At 65.0% G+C, this 13,314-nt stretch carries 13 protein-coding genes; 7 read left to right on the top strand and 6 right to left on the bottom strand.

Going from position 1 to position 13,314, the window contains the following annotated elements:
* Nucleotides 1-252 precede the first annotated feature (252 nt).
* From AB4Z15_RS19015 to AB4Z15_RS18995, 5 genes are read right to left on the bottom strand one after another with little or no spacing between them, the layout of a single operon-like run.
* Nucleotides 253-654 (bottom strand): hypothetical protein, encoded by a 402-nt coding sequence (locus tag AB4Z15_RS19015; RefSeq protein ID WP_442018499.1) that lies wholly within the window; start codon nt 652-654, stop codon nt 253-255.
* Nucleotides 651-2,696 (bottom strand): hypothetical protein, encoded by a 2,046-nt coding sequence (locus AB4Z15_RS19010; protein ID WP_442018498.1) that lies wholly within the window; start codon nt 2,694-2,696, stop codon nt 651-653. The genes AB4Z15_RS19015 and AB4Z15_RS19010 overlap by 4 nt, the downstream gene beginning before the upstream one ends.
* Nucleotides 2,693-4,426, bottom strand: coding sequence for a hypothetical protein (locus AB4Z15_RS19005; RefSeq protein WP_442018497.1), 1,734 nt, complete (start codon nt 4,424-4,426; stop codon nt 2,693-2,695). The genes AB4Z15_RS19010 and AB4Z15_RS19005 overlap by 4 nt, the downstream gene beginning before the upstream one ends.
* On the bottom strand, nt 4,423-5,964 hold the full coding sequence (locus tag AB4Z15_RS19000; RefSeq protein WP_442018496.1) for a tyrosine-type recombinase/integrase: 1,542 nt from the start codon (nt 5,962-5,964) through the stop codon (nt 4,423-4,425). Before AB4Z15_RS19000 ends, AB4Z15_RS19005 begins: the two co-directional genes overlap by 4 nt.
* 29 nt (nt 5,965-5,993) lie before the next feature.
* Nucleotides 5,994-6,578 (bottom strand): ATP-dependent DNA ligase, encoded by a 585-nt coding sequence (locus AB4Z15_RS18995; RefSeq protein ID WP_442018495.1) that lies wholly within the window; start codon nt 6,576-6,578, stop codon nt 5,994-5,996.
* Between the two features lie 1,386 nt (nt 6,579-7,964).
* Here AB4Z15_RS18995 and AB4Z15_RS18990 point away from each other — a divergent pair.
* From AB4Z15_RS18990 to AB4Z15_RS18970, 5 genes are all read left to right on the top strand, one after another.
* The gene (locus tag AB4Z15_RS18990; RefSeq protein WP_442018494.1) at nt 7,965-8,399 is read left to right on the top strand and encodes a hypothetical protein; all 435 of its coding nucleotides are present in this window, start codon (nt 7,965-7,967) and stop codon (nt 8,397-8,399) included.
* 118 nt (nt 8,400-8,517) lie between these two features.
* Nucleotides 8,518-8,751: a hypothetical protein gene (locus AB4Z15_RS18985; protein ID WP_442018493.1), complete on the top strand. Its 234-nt coding sequence runs from the start codon at nt 8,518-8,520 to the stop codon at nt 8,749-8,751.
* Nucleotides 8,752-9,054: 303 nt separating this feature from the next.
* Nucleotides 9,055-9,405, top strand: coding sequence for a hypothetical protein (locus tag AB4Z15_RS18980; protein ID WP_442018492.1), 351 nt, complete (start codon nt 9,055-9,057; stop codon nt 9,403-9,405).
* Between the two features lie 81 nt (nt 9,406-9,486).
* Nucleotides 9,487-10,470 (top strand): DUF4192 family protein, encoded by a 984-nt coding sequence (locus tag AB4Z15_RS18975; RefSeq protein ID WP_442018491.1) that lies wholly within the window; start codon nt 9,487-9,489, stop codon nt 10,468-10,470.
* 185 nt (nt 10,471-10,655) lie between these two features.
* The gene (locus AB4Z15_RS18970; protein WP_442018490.1) at nt 10,656-10,805 is read left to right on the top strand and encodes a hypothetical protein; all 150 of its coding nucleotides are present in this window, start codon (nt 10,656-10,658) and stop codon (nt 10,803-10,805) included.
* 81 nt (nt 10,806-10,886) lie between these two features.
* Here AB4Z15_RS18970 and AB4Z15_RS18965 read toward each other — a convergent pair whose 3' ends face one another.
* A complete protein-coding gene (locus tag AB4Z15_RS18965; protein ID WP_442018489.1) occupies nt 10,887-11,114 on the bottom strand; it encodes a hypothetical protein in 228 nt (75 codons plus the stop codon).
* A gap of 425 nt (nt 11,115-11,539) precedes the next feature.
* Here AB4Z15_RS18965 and dprA point away from each other — a divergent pair, with 425 nt between their 5' ends.
* A complete protein-coding gene (gene dprA / locus AB4Z15_RS18960; protein ID WP_442018488.1) occupies nt 11,540-12,463 on the top strand; it encodes a DNA-processing protein DprA in 924 nt (307 codons plus the stop codon).
* A gap of 59 nt (nt 12,464-12,522) precedes the next feature.
* Complete coding sequence (locus AB4Z15_RS18955) at nt 12,523-12,927, top strand: hypothetical protein (protein WP_442018487.1); 405 nt, start codon at nt 12,523-12,525, stop codon at nt 12,925-12,927.
* Nucleotides 12,928-13,314: the final 387 nt, after the last annotated feature.

The following is a 13,314-nucleotide window of genomic DNA, read 5'->3' as shown; positions in this document are numbered from 1 at the left end:
CGGAACCCGAAGAACTGGAATGCCCGGACGGCATGCCCAGCTCCCGACTCACCTTCGCGGACAGGACAGTTGAGCGGCCCACGATGCGCAGCTGGTCCCCGACCAGTAGCCCGCGACCACAGCCGCGGGCTGAGTTCGGGAACCACTAATTGCCCCGCAGACGATATCAAGAACATTCCAGCCAACGTTGGAAGGCCGAGATGTCAAAGGAATCAATGGCCGATCAGTGTGTTGAAGTAGGGCAGGATCGCGTCACCTCCTGCCGATGGCCTGGACTTTGCTTCCGGACTCAGCTAATCGCTGTCGGAGCTCTTCATTTTTGAGCTGTGCGAGGTGGAGGGCCCCGACGAGCGCTTCGTTGTCCGCTGTCAGCTGTTGGATCACTTTTCTGTCGACTTCCCGCAATCGTTTCAGTCTGGCTGTCTCCTGCCGGAGGCGTCTCTCGCTGTCTGGTGTCCCGCCGAGTGCCTTTACCTTCTCGTAGAAGTGATTCTTGAGGTCGAGGTGCCTCTGTGTGAGTGCGTTGCGGGGCACTCCCGCTTCTGTGGCGAGGGCCACTATGGTCAGTGCCCCGTTGGAGTGTTCCGGGGTTCCGTCAAGGATTCGTTCCATGGCTTTCTGGATGCGGGCGCGTTCGTCGTGGTCGGGGCTCATCTGGTCTCCTCGAGAACGATGCGGGAATGGTCGTGCTGATCGGCTTCTTGACGGAGCCGCTGGGCCCGGGCTTCCAGCCGGTGCCCGAGAGGCTCGGGGGACTTCGGGGCTTGCTTCTCCAGGGATTCCGCCTCTTGTCGCATCAGGTGTGCGTGATCATCGGTTCGCGCGATGTTCCCGCAGGAGGGGACACAGCGGTCGAGGCTCGGTGCTTCGCGTTCGGGCATGCGGTTGCAGAGAGCGCGGTCCGGTTTGTAGACGCACATGAGCATCGCGGACGGGTTCTCGTAGACGGTCAGCGATGGGTTCTCAAGAAGCGCACGGGCCTGTCTCGCGTTGACGATGGTGCCCGCGAATTCGGGGGCGTGCCGGGCGGCGTTGATGGCTCTGCGTGCCGCTGGGCCTGAGATGCCTGAGCCGTTCGCCAGGTCGTCGTTTAGCGACGCGAGGGTGTCGGCTGCGGCGAGAGCCGTTTCCAGGTCGAGCAGGTCGTGCATTCCGTTCCGGCTCCGGGACGCATAGCCGGCGCTCATGGCGGTGCGCATGTGGCCATATTGAACGGCGAGGGCGACGAGCCCGCCGGGGCGCCTGGCGATGTGCCATGCCAGAGTCCGACGGAACCGCGAGACCCCGATCGAGCCGTACTTGTCCTCAGGGATCACCTCGTGAGGCCGGTCCAAGGTCTTGGCCAGGTTCGAAGCCCATGCGATGAACTTCTCGACGCGCAGATTCATGGTGTCCGGCGGCAGGCCGCCGAACAGATACCCGTCGGGGTTGATCCTCTCGACTGTGCGGATGGCCCGGACCACCGGTTCGATGGCCACCCATGGAACGTCGCGGATGATTCCCTGCGGTACGTGGTTCCCGTCGTCGTTGACGGCCGTCTTGTAAACGCGGCCGTGGATCAGGTAGCGCCCTGATTCCGGCTCCGGGCAGCAGCCCCTTTCGAGTCCCTGGATTTCACGGGGCCTCATTCCTGTCAGGTATGACACCACGATGTAGGCCGCGGTCGTCAGGTGGGTCTTGAGAGTGCCCGCTTCGGAGTAGTCGATGAATTCCTTCCAGGGGCGGCCGTCGATCGTGCCGGAAAGTTCGGTGAGAACGGGAGCGGGACCATCGGCGGACAGGAGCCGTTCCCGCCAGGGGCTTGCAATTACCTGATGGTGGACCTGATGGACCGCCGCCCCCGTCATGTGTGCGATGTACGTGGCAGCGAGACCGCTCTTGTTCCCGGCTGCCATACTCGGTGGCGATGCGCCAGCGGCCATGAAACGTCCCAGGTAATCCTCGAGCGCAGCTTGGCCTTCCGGAGTGGCGCGGTTCTGCTTGCTTCGGGCGAGTATCTCTTCTTTCCGTTGGACGGCAGTGAGGATGTCATCGGCGAAGTCCTCGACCACGCGCACGGCCCAGATCAGCAGTGGCCCCAAGGTTTCCGGAGTGATTGGCTCTGTCGAGTTCTCGCCCGTGGAAGACCCGGCCGGAAGGAAATCATCGGCGCCCTCGATCAGCCACGGCGGTTCGCACAGGCCGACCGGGAAAGGGTTCGAGGCGTCCAGGGCCCAGAGCCGTGTCAGGGCCGCGAGGACTTTCTGGGCAGGGTTGCGCGTCATTGCCCGGTCCGTTACGAGGTGGAGGGCGTAGGCCTGCAGGTCTGCCGGAGTGCAGTCTCGGAGGGATGAGTTTCCCCTTTCTTCCAGCCATTGGCAGAATGCCCTCCATATCGCCACGGTGGGATATACGTGTCGGGGCGATACGGTGGTCCGCCACCGAGGGTGTCTGCCGATCAGGAAGCTGGCGGGCAGCGAAGTGTTGATCAGCAGCCAAGTCAGGTGCCGCAGTTCCTCCCGGAATGCCGCGGGCACAGTCTCCCAGTGGATCGTCGCGCGCGATACACCGGGGCCGTGCGCCAGTGCGTCCAGGCTCCAGGACGGGTCCCCATATCGGGGGACCGAGCCGGTGAAGCCCTCGGCGACCAGACCGGGCAAGATGGCGTGGGCATGCGGTGCCGGGCGAGAAGCGGTCTCTTCGATTTCGAGGGTCACAGGTCGTACTGTCCTTCCAGAAGGCTGCCAATGGTTGCTCTGTCGGTGGAGGTCACGCTGGCCAGGGCGGTCGCCCAGACCGGGTCACCGACCCTGCGCTTGAGGTCCTCCAGACGCGTAAACGAGTTGCCCCAGTCCGCTGCCCATATCTCGTCGCCCAGGACCGAACGCAGGCTGGCCAACGAGCGGTGCAGGTATGCCAGGCGTGGATGGTGCTTCGGGTGTATCCGCGCGTTCGGGCACGCCGTGCACATCAGGAACGAGGCCCGGCATCCCGTTCCCTGGGGGCTGAATGGACTGTTCTTGTAGTCGCAGCAGGCGGCAGTGGGGGTCTCCTGGGAATCCGGGCCGGCCGTGTCGGCAAGCTGTGCGCGCAGGACGGTGTGTCTGGCGTGGGCGAGGGCGCTCTCGGCGCCCTCTGCGACGACCGGGACGGATGCCTGCTGCACTTGGGGTTCGGGGAGGACATAGACCGCGTCGTGGGTGTCTTGGCTGTTCTGGCCGGGCTCCCTGCGGTGCAGCACATTGACCGTCTTCCGCAGTCTTTGCAGGGGAGCGCCGGTTAGGCCGGTTTCCCGGAGCCAGGAGTCGGCCGCGTTCTTCGTCAGGCCGATCCCGAATGGCGTCACGGGGGACGCGTTCCTGGGCCCCGGCAGGGAGTTCCGCCAGATGAGCAGGAAGTCCAGGGCGCTGTCGGCGGCGGTGACAAAGGCCCGCGCGTGGGAAGTCGCCTCCAGAGCCTTCGAGATCAGCCGCCCTGGTGTGTCGGCGCCGGTGTCCGGGACATTCCGGGTCTCGAAGTGGCGGCCGGCTCCCCGCCGCCGTTTCTCCAGCTCCAACCGGTAGATGGGGAAGCCACCGGATCCGCCGTGCTGCAAGGCCCGCGGCGTGCGCATTTCCGACACCACGGTCGCGTTGAGTCCGAACTCCATCACGAGCAATACGGCCAGCGCATAGGCTTCGGACCGGCTCAGAAATAGCCGCATCCACGTGTACTGCGGGGCCTCTCCGCCGAGGACTGCGACGTAACGGTGAATAGTACGTTTGGTCCCGCTTTCGCGAAGCCTGTAGGGGACATGTCCGGTGCGGGCGAGCGAGTCCAGGGCCTCTCCGATGATCCAGTCCGGGCTTTGCTGCTCGAAGGATCCCTCACGCCATCGCCGTAGATGTTCTGTGTTGGCCCGGATCCTCAGGTGGGCGGAGCGGAACATCTTCCGGGCTGCAGCGCGAACTTCCTCGAATTCGTCCGGGGCCAACGCCCGTCCCGTGGACGTGACCAAGGGAAGCCGCTTGGCCATCGCGGACCTCGTAGGCTCGCTCAGCTCGTCGTGTCTCCTGAGGAAGCCACCCAGCGCGATCACCTGTGAGTAGCCGTAGATGCCTTCCGGTCGGCGCATCCGCCACCTGTTCCACAACGCCGGTGTGATGTCGACCAGGCGCTGGGGCGGATTGTCCTGTTCGGCGCAAAAGCGCCCGAATGCGGTAAGGCGGAACCACATGGCCTTGCTTGACGGGAGCGAGTCCCACCCGCCGCCCGGAGCACACTTCTCGGCGAACCACCGGGCAAAGGCGCGCTGCAGCTCCGGGCCCACCGGGATTTCGTCGAAGTTGAACGTGCCCACCCGTCCCTTCCTGTCGCGGTGCTCGACCTTCAGCCCATCATGGGGCCGCGGAACCGGCCGGTGGTGGGGCTCCGGCGGCAGGGCAGCACGCTGCCCTTGGCCGCTCACAGGACAGCCTCGTCGTCAATCAGGTCCTGGATCGTGCCCGTTTCGGCTGCGAGCCGGGCGAGAATCCAGGAGACATCGTCGGCCGCCCCGCCCTCCGGGGCCCCCGAACCAGGCGCAGGCGAGGAGATCAGCGAGTGGAGCTGGAGGTCGGAGACCGGGGCCAGATAGATCCTGCGTGTAGTTTCGACGTCCGCGTGGCCGAGAAGGTCCTGGACCATCCGCCACGGATCCCCGTAGAGGAGACGGAAGTCCCGGCGCTCCTTCGGTGTCAGGCCGAGCCGGACATCCATCGCGTGGTGGAGCGCGACCAGCATGTAGAGCGCGAAGGAATGCCGGCACATGTGCGGGGTGCAGAACGGAGCATCACCCTTTTCTCCCGACAGGGTCTTCGCGGACCGTTCCGTGGCCGTCCGGAACACGCCCTCCCAGGATGCCGGCCGAAACGGCAGACCGGACTCGTTGAGCCACAGCCACAGCGGTTCCGGACCCTCGGGGCCTTCAGTGAAAAGAATCGCCCGTTCCTCGACGCTTGCCCGGGCCAGGGCCGTCTCACCGAGCATTCCGTCGCGATCGCGCCAGTGAAGGACTTTCATCCGGTGCCCGGAGACCGACGTCACCAGACGCATCCGCGGCAGCACGTCATACCTGCCCTGCCGCTGGGCACGGCGGATCACCCTCGACCGGCCCGCATCGCAGTATGCCTCGATCTCACCCACCACCGGTGCTGCCATATAGAACGTGCGGGCACGCTTTGACTTCGTCACCACCGGGGCCAGCCGGCCCGAATAGTACCGTCGGTGTCCTACCTCGGACTGCGGGACCTCGAGACTGAGAAGCGAAGCGGCCTCGGTCAGCCGCAGACCCGATGAGAACAGCAGATTGGCGAAAGCCGAATTCCGGTCCTCCATCCGCCCGCCCCATGCCGCGGCCGGGACACCATGCGCGGAGTACCCGCGCAAGCCCACATCCACCCAACGCCGGAACATCCTGGGCGTCAGCCACCGCACATCACTGGACCTCGCATCCTTCGCCCGGGCGGCAGGCACCTCCACCGCCTGCCCGTGCCGCCCGATCGCCTCCCGCGTTTCAATCGGGCTCGCGGACACGTATCCCTGCTTGACCGCCCACGAGTACAGGCGGCCCAAAGCCGCGAGGCCCCGATTCCAACGGGCACCGCCGACCCGCCGCGGGTTGCTCAGCGACCTCGTGCGCCAGTCCTCGAAATCCCACAGGTCATCGGGGCCTGCCTCATCCCAGTTCTTGTCTCGACGCCACAGGAAGTCGAAGAAGACGCAATAGTCCGTCGCATAGTTCCGCTTCGTCTCCTGCTCCAGCCGGGCGAAGGACGAACGGACCAGGAAACGGGCCAACCGTCCATCGATCTGGCAGTCCGGCGACAGCAGGATCGGCGTCCCAGGACGCACACCCGCCCGCTCCTCGTCCTCCGCCAGGCCATCCCAACCGCCCAAGACCGGCAATCGCTTCGACTCGACAGACCGCCCCGCCGGCACCCAGAAAATACGCCATCCTCGCACCATTCACACCCCTCTTGAACCGCATCAACACGCTAATTCAACAGGGAATTCAGGACCAGTCCTTCCACCCCTGTAGCCGGCAGGTCCTTCAACCAGGTCTTTGCCACTTCCATGTCCGTGGTGGTGGGGGAGAGGTTCAACGGAGCGGCCCAGTCGCGGGCCAGTTCTTCGAGAAGCTGCCGGCGACCCATGAACGGGACGCCCCGGACGTCCTGCCCGGCAACGGCCAGCACGTCAAAGGCCGCGAACGCGGCGGGCAGTTTATGGATCAGTGCCGGCAGAGCTGCCCTGGAGCTGACCATGCGGCGTTGCAACGCCTCGAAGTCCAGCCGGTCGCCGTTCCATATGACTGTCTCACCATCGAGGACTACACCGGGCGGGACCTGAGCCCTTACGGCTGCGCATAGCTCAGGAAATATGCGGGAAAGGTCTTTGCCCTGGCGACTCCACAGGGTCACCCCGTCGGAATCGCTCAAAATGATCGCGCGAAATCCGTCCCACTTGGGCTCGGCATAGGTCGGGCCAGGCAGCGCCCCCGGGCCTGGGAATGTCTTGACGAGTTTGGCCAGGGCAACAGCAACCGGTGGTTGCAGTGCCCGCGGAATGGACTCGTCCATGCGCACAGCCTAAAGGACCAAGACCAAAACGGACCTTCGCTGCGCTTCGGCCTGTAAAAGCATTTCCTTGCCTTTACATGTGGCTGGGTTGTTCTCCGTACAAGGCCACTGATCGTAGCCGTCCGGGGGCCCGACCCGTCAACCCACGCAACCGGACAATCCAACGCGGTCGCTGCGCTCCCCTACTTCGCGGGATTCCCCGGTCACTCTTCGGGGTTGACGGCCCACCCTCGACCGGCTGGACCGGTGGGGGCCTCGCACGGCGGGGCAGGAAGGAGGTGGCTACATGAGCATCGACGAAGCGATCAAGCTCGCGACTTCGGTCGTGAGCTTGATGACAGCTGTCATCGCTCTGCTCTCCCTGCGGAACGCGCGCTTAACAAGCAAACGCTCCCGAGCTGGAACTCGGAAGCGGAAGCGTAAAGCAAGGAAGTAGGTGTAGCTACGAAACCCGGTGGTCGTGACCGCTTTGGTTGCGGCCACCGGCTCCTTCTCAGACTAAGTCCTACTCACCGATAAGGAAACTCATGGAACCACTGACCATCGTGAACTTCGTTCTCTCACTCACAGCACTGGGAACGTCGATCATGGCGTACCGCGCCAACTCCAAAGCACCGGGGGAGACGGCAGCTAGCTGGATCCGGGCCGGGGCTGTCCTTTGGACCCTCAGCCGTGTCGTTCATGATGCGCCCGATCGCAGCAGCGATCGCCCGCACCGCCGCCGGGTCGTCCGCCCAAGAGCGTCCGTTGCGGCTGCAGGCACGGAACGACGTCAGCTTGGACTCGTCGACGGTCTGCCGCAGCTCAACCCACGCCTCCTCCAGGTCGGAAGAGGCCGCCGTCTTGGGGCGCCTGTTCAGAAAGTTTCTCAGTCCCACTGCCCACTTCTCCTTCTGACATAAGTGTCCCGCCTGGGATTGGGGGAAACCAGGCGGGACAGGCCCACCGTACCAACCCACTCTGACAACACTCAGGGAATAAGCATGCTCGCAGGGCTCGCACCCCTTGGGGCGCCCATTCCGCTTCGCTCCATGGCCGGCTGGTGGGTCCATGGCGCGCCGTCGCCGAGCTCCGGACACCCTGGACCTTATGTGTCTACGACGTTTTTGGCTGCTGTCCTTCGGATTGTACGTGTCCGCTCCACCCCGTCTAGCCCCTCCGCAGGCTCCGGGGCCAGCGGTGCAGGAAATGTCCCTACGGCGCTCCTTCGTCGCTTATTTCCTCCGGGAATTTCCTGCCCCTTGCCCTGCGGGTAGACAGGCCTCCGTCGGCCACAGCTCCCCAAGCTTCGCCAGCAGCAAAAAACCAACGGGGGACAGGGGAGCTGGCCGGTCACCTGCGCCGCCCCACCCACCCAACTTCTCGGACAAGAAGGAGCAACACCACGTGAGCGCAATCACCATCACGACGGTTACCACCGAGGACACCGGCGAAACCATCGACGGCGTCACCGTGCTGGGCGACTACCACATGAACGACGGCTACGACTGGATGGGGCTCATCTCAGAGCACGGCTGGGCAGTGATTCCCGGTTGGGGGTCCGAGGGCTGGGACTTGGGCCAGTGGCCCTATGTCATGGTCGCCGGGATCCGCACAGCGGATGAAATCGGCAACCTGTTCGGCATGGCCACCTACTGCGAGGGCGACGTGAAAACGACGTTCTACCGGACCAAGGCCCGGTACTGGGACGCGATCAGTGAACAGGCGTTCTTCCACTGGAAGAACGGACAAGCCCACGGCCCGGCAGACCTGCCCGAAGCCGCCGCAGAGCTTCCCAGCCGCTACCGGATTCCGCCCGTGTTCCAGACAGCCGCCGCCTAACAGACCTCGACTCCTTGCCGGGCGGAACCCCCACCGCCCGGCAAGGCCCCGATCCCACCCGCAAAGGACCAAGGACAATGACCGAAACCCGCAGCATCGCCCAGACCCGGCCCAAGCCGTGGTATTCCTCGAAACCCCCGCCGCGATCGTCGAGAAATCCCCGGTGGCCTACAGCACCGACTCCGCCGAAGACCTCGCCGCGCACATCCGGGGCATGGCCGAGGCCGTCACCACCGGGGCCCGCGTGAACCCCGCGGAACTGAACACCACCCGGCAGTACGCGGCACTGGACTGGCACAACGAAGCCATAGCCATCCTGTTCGCCGCAGAACACCGCCCCACGTTCCTCTAGCAGGAGCTGGTGGGCCGTTCGCCTTGTGTCGGCGGGCGGTCCGCCGCGGGTGGCCGCCTGGGTGGGTGGTTGCCGGCGACGGACCGCCGTTCCCGCAACGAGACGGCGACGGGCACCTGGTGTGTGCGGCAAACCGGAGTCTGTTCATGCCTGGGGCTTGCCCTGCGGGTAGACGGGGCTCCGCTGGCCGCCAAGCAAGCAAGCTTGCCAGCAACCAAAAAACAACGGGGGGAGAGGGGAAGCTGGCCGGTCACCATTGGTCGCCCCACCCACCCAACTTCTCGGACAAGAAGGACCAACACCATGCTTAACCACCTGATAGCGCTGTATGTACCGGCACGCCTGAGCGAAAGCGTCACCGTCCACAGCCTTGACGCACGACACGCAAGCCTGCAGATCATCGTTGGCGGCGGACTGGAATGCATTGCCCGAGGCGACTGGCAGGTCTACCTGAACGCGGAAACGCAAACCACCGGAGCCTCAAACGTCCGCGCGGTGCAGCTGCTCCACGACACCTGCCTTGACCTGCCGGTGACCGGGAACGCCGTGTTCCTGGGCAGGGCAGGACTGAACCACGACACCGACGTGCCGGACTACCTGATCCGCCGGGCCGAAGCACTCTTCGATACGCACCTGATCCAGCCAGCGGCCTAGCCACCAACGGTGGCCGGGAACCAAACGTTCCCGGCCACCACCCAGCACTTACCAACTTCTCGGACAAGAAGGACGAACACCATGATTGAAAAACTCACCCTGACCGGCCCCGCTGACCTGCTGGCCTACATCCCGCACCTGCTCGGAGGCACCCCCACTGACTCCTTCGTCGTGCTCACCGCCACCGCCGGAGCCCTTGGCGCCACGCTGCGCGTGGACGCACCCATGGACGCGGCCCCGCTGGGCTTCGCCCAAACGGTGACAAGCCTCGCCGCGCAAGACGAGAACGCCACGGCCTCTTACCTCATCGTCTACACCGACGAAACCGGCGACGATGACCGGTTCCCCTACGCCGCCCACGTCGCCGCCCTGGGCAACGAACTGGCCACCGCGCGGATGCCGGTCCGCAAGGTCTACCTCGTCACCAGCACCTGCTGGGCCGCCTATGGCACCACCGAGCGGTACCCGCTGTCACAGATCACCGACAGCAACGCCAACGCCACCCTGACTTTCATGGGAAGCGCCGCAACCGTGGACGTCTACAACCCGGCATTACTGGGCAAATGGGTTGAGCCGGTACAGGTGCCCGTCCTCACGGAAGAAGCCGTCGAGCAGGCACGACAGGAATGGGACACTGCGCTGGAGGCACCCGGTACACCGGAGACCGAGACCGCCCGGAAACTGGCGGCATGGTTCCAAGTCCCGCACCTCCGTGACGTGCTCATGGCCGAAACGATCACCACGAACAACGGCAGCATCCTTGACCTGCTGCGGGGCAAGTTTGACGGCCGCCCCGACTGGAAGCGCGTGGACCACGCCGAAGTCGTCGCATTCGAACTGATGAAAGTCGTCCCCGAAGGCCAGCGCGCTCCCATGCTGACACTCATGGGCTGGCTGCAATGGCTCAAAGGCTCCGGAACACACGCCGACCGCTACCTGAAGCTGGCAGCTGAGGATATCCCCGACTACCGGCTGGCCGTGTTGCTGCGCGAGCTGATCGTCACCGACCACATCGCGGAGGTGACCAAGAACAGGGAAACCGCCTACAGGCGCCCCATCAGCTAACCGGGACGGCCGGGCAGGATCAACAAAGGTCCCGCCCGGCCGTTCAAGTAGCGGGGCGGCCTCCTCCGCTGGCGCTCCCCCGGCCGCCACGACGCTGCGCGGGCGCAGCCGGCAAACCCAGTCAACGCGAAGGATCCACGGCTACAGTGAACTCCAACGAGAACACTGCACCCAGGAGATCCAGCATGGGAACCGAATACATCCTGACCGAAGACGACAAACCAACCCCGGACGCGAGCGTCCTCGAAGACGTCATCGAACTGCAGCTACTCACCGCCGGCGAATCCCTGGGGCCGGTCGATTTCACGCACACCCAGGAACACCGCGAGCTCTAACACCACTGCAGCAACGACGCTGCACCACAGATTTCCTTGTCCGAGGAAACCAGAAGGGCCGGCCACAAGGCCGGCCCTTCGTCATGCGCCCACTTGCTTGACCACCACGCGCCACAGCACCACAGCAGCCAGGGCGTTTAGCCCGGCGATAAACAGATCCCCGGCGGCAGGCCGTCCAATGAACACATCAATGGCCACCAGCACGAGCGAAGCAGCGGCGGCAACGGAGAACAGCACCGCCAAGAAGCGGAACCACCTAAGACCGCGATGAGCCCGGCCGGTTCCGGGCCGCGGTGCCGGATCAGTCATGCCCCCACCCTACTCAGGAGCCGAAAGCATGCTCGCAGGGCTCGCACCCCTTTGGGCGCCCACTCCGCAAGCTCCGTGGCCGGCGCTTGGGTCCAGGGCGCGCCGTCGCAGAGCTCCGGACACCCTGGCCCTTTGTGTCTACGACCTTTTTTGTGGCTGTCCTGCGGATCATACGGTTCCGCTCCGGCTCCAGCTGCTGACCCCTTCGTTCCTCAGGGGCCCTGCGGCACTGGAATTCTTCGACGGCGCTTCGCTTATTTCCTTTCGAAGATTTCCAGCACCTTGCCCTGGCGGGAGCAGACGCCTCCGTCGGCCCCGTAGAGCACTACGTGCCAGCAACAAAAAACACCGGGGAGAGGGGAAGCTGGCCGGTCACCATTGGTCGCCCCGCTCACCCAACTTCTCGGACAAGAAGGAGCAACACCATGAACGACGAAAACCGTATTGCACGCGCGGCCCTGACCCGCATGTTCACCCCGGACGATGACGCAGCCCGTCAGCTTGTAGCCCGTCACGGCGCACACGCCGCCTACCGCATGGCCCTTGGCGCGCTGCCCGTGTTCCCGCTCTGGGAAGTCACAGCTGACCAACTCTCAAAAGGGCTGGACCGTTGGGCACCGGCACCCCGCGACCTCGACACCGACAAGATCGAAGCTGAGCTGGAGGCCATCGAAGACCTTGGAGGCGGGTTCCTGGTCCCCGGGGACGAGCACTGGCCCGAGGGGCTGAACGACCTGCCCAACCCGCCCTATGGGCTCTGGTACGTCGGGAACATCGCCCAGGGAATCCCTGCCCCGCACCGCGCGGCCGTGGTGACCGGATCCCGTGATTCCACCAGCTACGGCGCTGCCGTGGCCGGGGAAATGGCCCACGGACTCGCCCGGCGTGGCATCTGCGTCATCTCCGGTCTTGCCTACGGCATCGACGCCCACGCCCACCGTGGCGCTCTTGCTGGCAGTACCGGCAACGGCCCGGCGACGATCGCCGTCGCAGCTGGTGGCCTTGACCGGGTTTACCCGTCAGGTAATACGGACATCGCGGCCGCGATCAAAGCCAACGGCCTGATCGTCTCCGAACAGCCCATCGGAACCGCGCCCACCCGGGCACGTTTCCTCGACCGTAACCGGATCATTGCCGCTCTCGCCGGAGTGACCTGTGTTGTCGAAGCCCGGTGGCGCTCCGGTGCGCTGAACACCGCGCACCACGCCGAAACCATTGCCCGTCACGTTGCGGCAGTACCCGGAAGCGTGCACAGCGCGAATTCCGCAGGCTGCCACAGGCTCCTGAAAGACGGTACGGCGGCGCTGGTCTCCGACGCCGAAGAAGTGGCCGAACTACTCGCCAGCTAGAACAACCGGTGGCCGGGACAACATCCCGGCCACCCCCAACATGTGAAGGAGACAGGACCATGGCTGAATGCCCCGAAGCACGGCCCCACGCCGAAGAGATCGAATGGTTTCCCGCGCGTGACCTGGTAGATGCGATGAAAGCCGAAGGCTTGGAACTTCAGGTCGGACAGACCGGCGGAGGTACCGCAACGTTCTTCCTCCGGAGGGAAGGCAGCCACACCTTCCTGATTGGACCCGGATCGTATAACTGGAACGACCCCCTGGAATCCCAGTTCACCACGGCAGAGCTCTACTACGGCCCGGACCAGTATGACGAAGACGGGGAACCGGTGGAGTTCTCCGACGACGAAGAGAAGACCATCACGCCGGGAACACCGATGACGGACACCGCCCAAGAAATCGCCGCCAACTTCCATCGATTCAACACCCACCCGAACCCGACAAGGACCGACGGCGGCACATAAGCGCTGGTGGGCCGTTCGCCTTGGGTGGGCGGGCGGTCCGCCGCGGGTGGCCGCCTGGGTGGGTGGTTGCCGGCGACGGACCGCCGTTCCCGCAACGGGGCCGGCGACGCTCACCTGGTGTGTGCGGCAAACCGGAGTCTGTTCATGCCTGGGGCGGTTGGTGGGTGCAGGGAAAGCGTGCTCGCAGGGCTCGCACCCCTTGGGGCGTCCACTCCGCAAGCTCCGTGGCCGGCTGTTRGGTGCTGCCGGTCCGTCGCGGAGCTCCTGCCCGTCATCACCTGTTGTCTACGACGTTTTCTGGTTGCTGTCCTCCGGATTGTAGGCGTCCACTCCACCCCGTCTAGCCCCTCCGTGAACTCCGGGGCCTGCGGTGCAGGAAATGTCCCT

Source organism: Paenarthrobacter sp. 2TAF44 (assembly GCF_052114885.1).
GTDB lineage: Bacteria > Actinomycetota > Actinomycetes > Actinomycetales > Micrococcaceae > Arthrobacter.
This window is presented reverse-complemented; position numbering and strand designations above follow the sequence as displayed.

Excerpts from the sequence above, each read along its gene's own strand:
- AB4Z15_RS19015 (WP_442018499.1), bottom strand. The coding sequence starts at position 654 with ATGAGCCCCGACCACGACGAACGCGCCCGCATCCAGAAAGCCATGGAA.
- AB4Z15_RS19000 (WP_442018496.1), bottom strand. The coding sequence starts at position 5,964 with ATGGTGCGAGGATGGCGTATTTTCTGGGTGCCGGCGGGGCGGTCTGTC.
- AB4Z15_RS18995 (WP_442018495.1), bottom strand. The coding sequence starts at position 6,578 with ATGGACGAGTCCATTCCGCGGGCACTGCAACCACCGGTTGCTGTTGCC.
- AB4Z15_RS18980 (WP_442018492.1), top strand. The coding sequence starts at position 9,055 with ATGCTTAACCACCTGATAGCGCTGTATGTACCGGCACGCCTGAGCGAA.
- AB4Z15_RS18975 (WP_442018491.1), top strand. The coding sequence starts at position 9,487 with ATGATTGAAAAACTCACCCTGACCGGCCCCGCTGACCTGCTGGCCTAC.
- AB4Z15_RS18970 (WP_442018490.1), top strand. The coding sequence starts at position 10,656 with ATGGGAACCGAATACATCCTGACCGAAGACGACAAACCAACCCCGGAC.
- AB4Z15_RS18965 (WP_442018489.1), bottom strand. The coding sequence starts at position 11,114 with ATGACTGATCCGGCACCGCGGCCCGGAACCGGCCGGGCTCATCGCGGT.
- dprA (WP_442018488.1), top strand. The coding sequence starts at position 11,540 with ATGAACGACGAAAACCGTATTGCACGCGCGGCCCTGACCCGCATGTTC.
- AB4Z15_RS18955 (WP_442018487.1), top strand. The coding sequence starts at position 12,523 with ATGGCTGAATGCCCCGAAGCACGGCCCCACGCCGAAGAGATCGAATGG.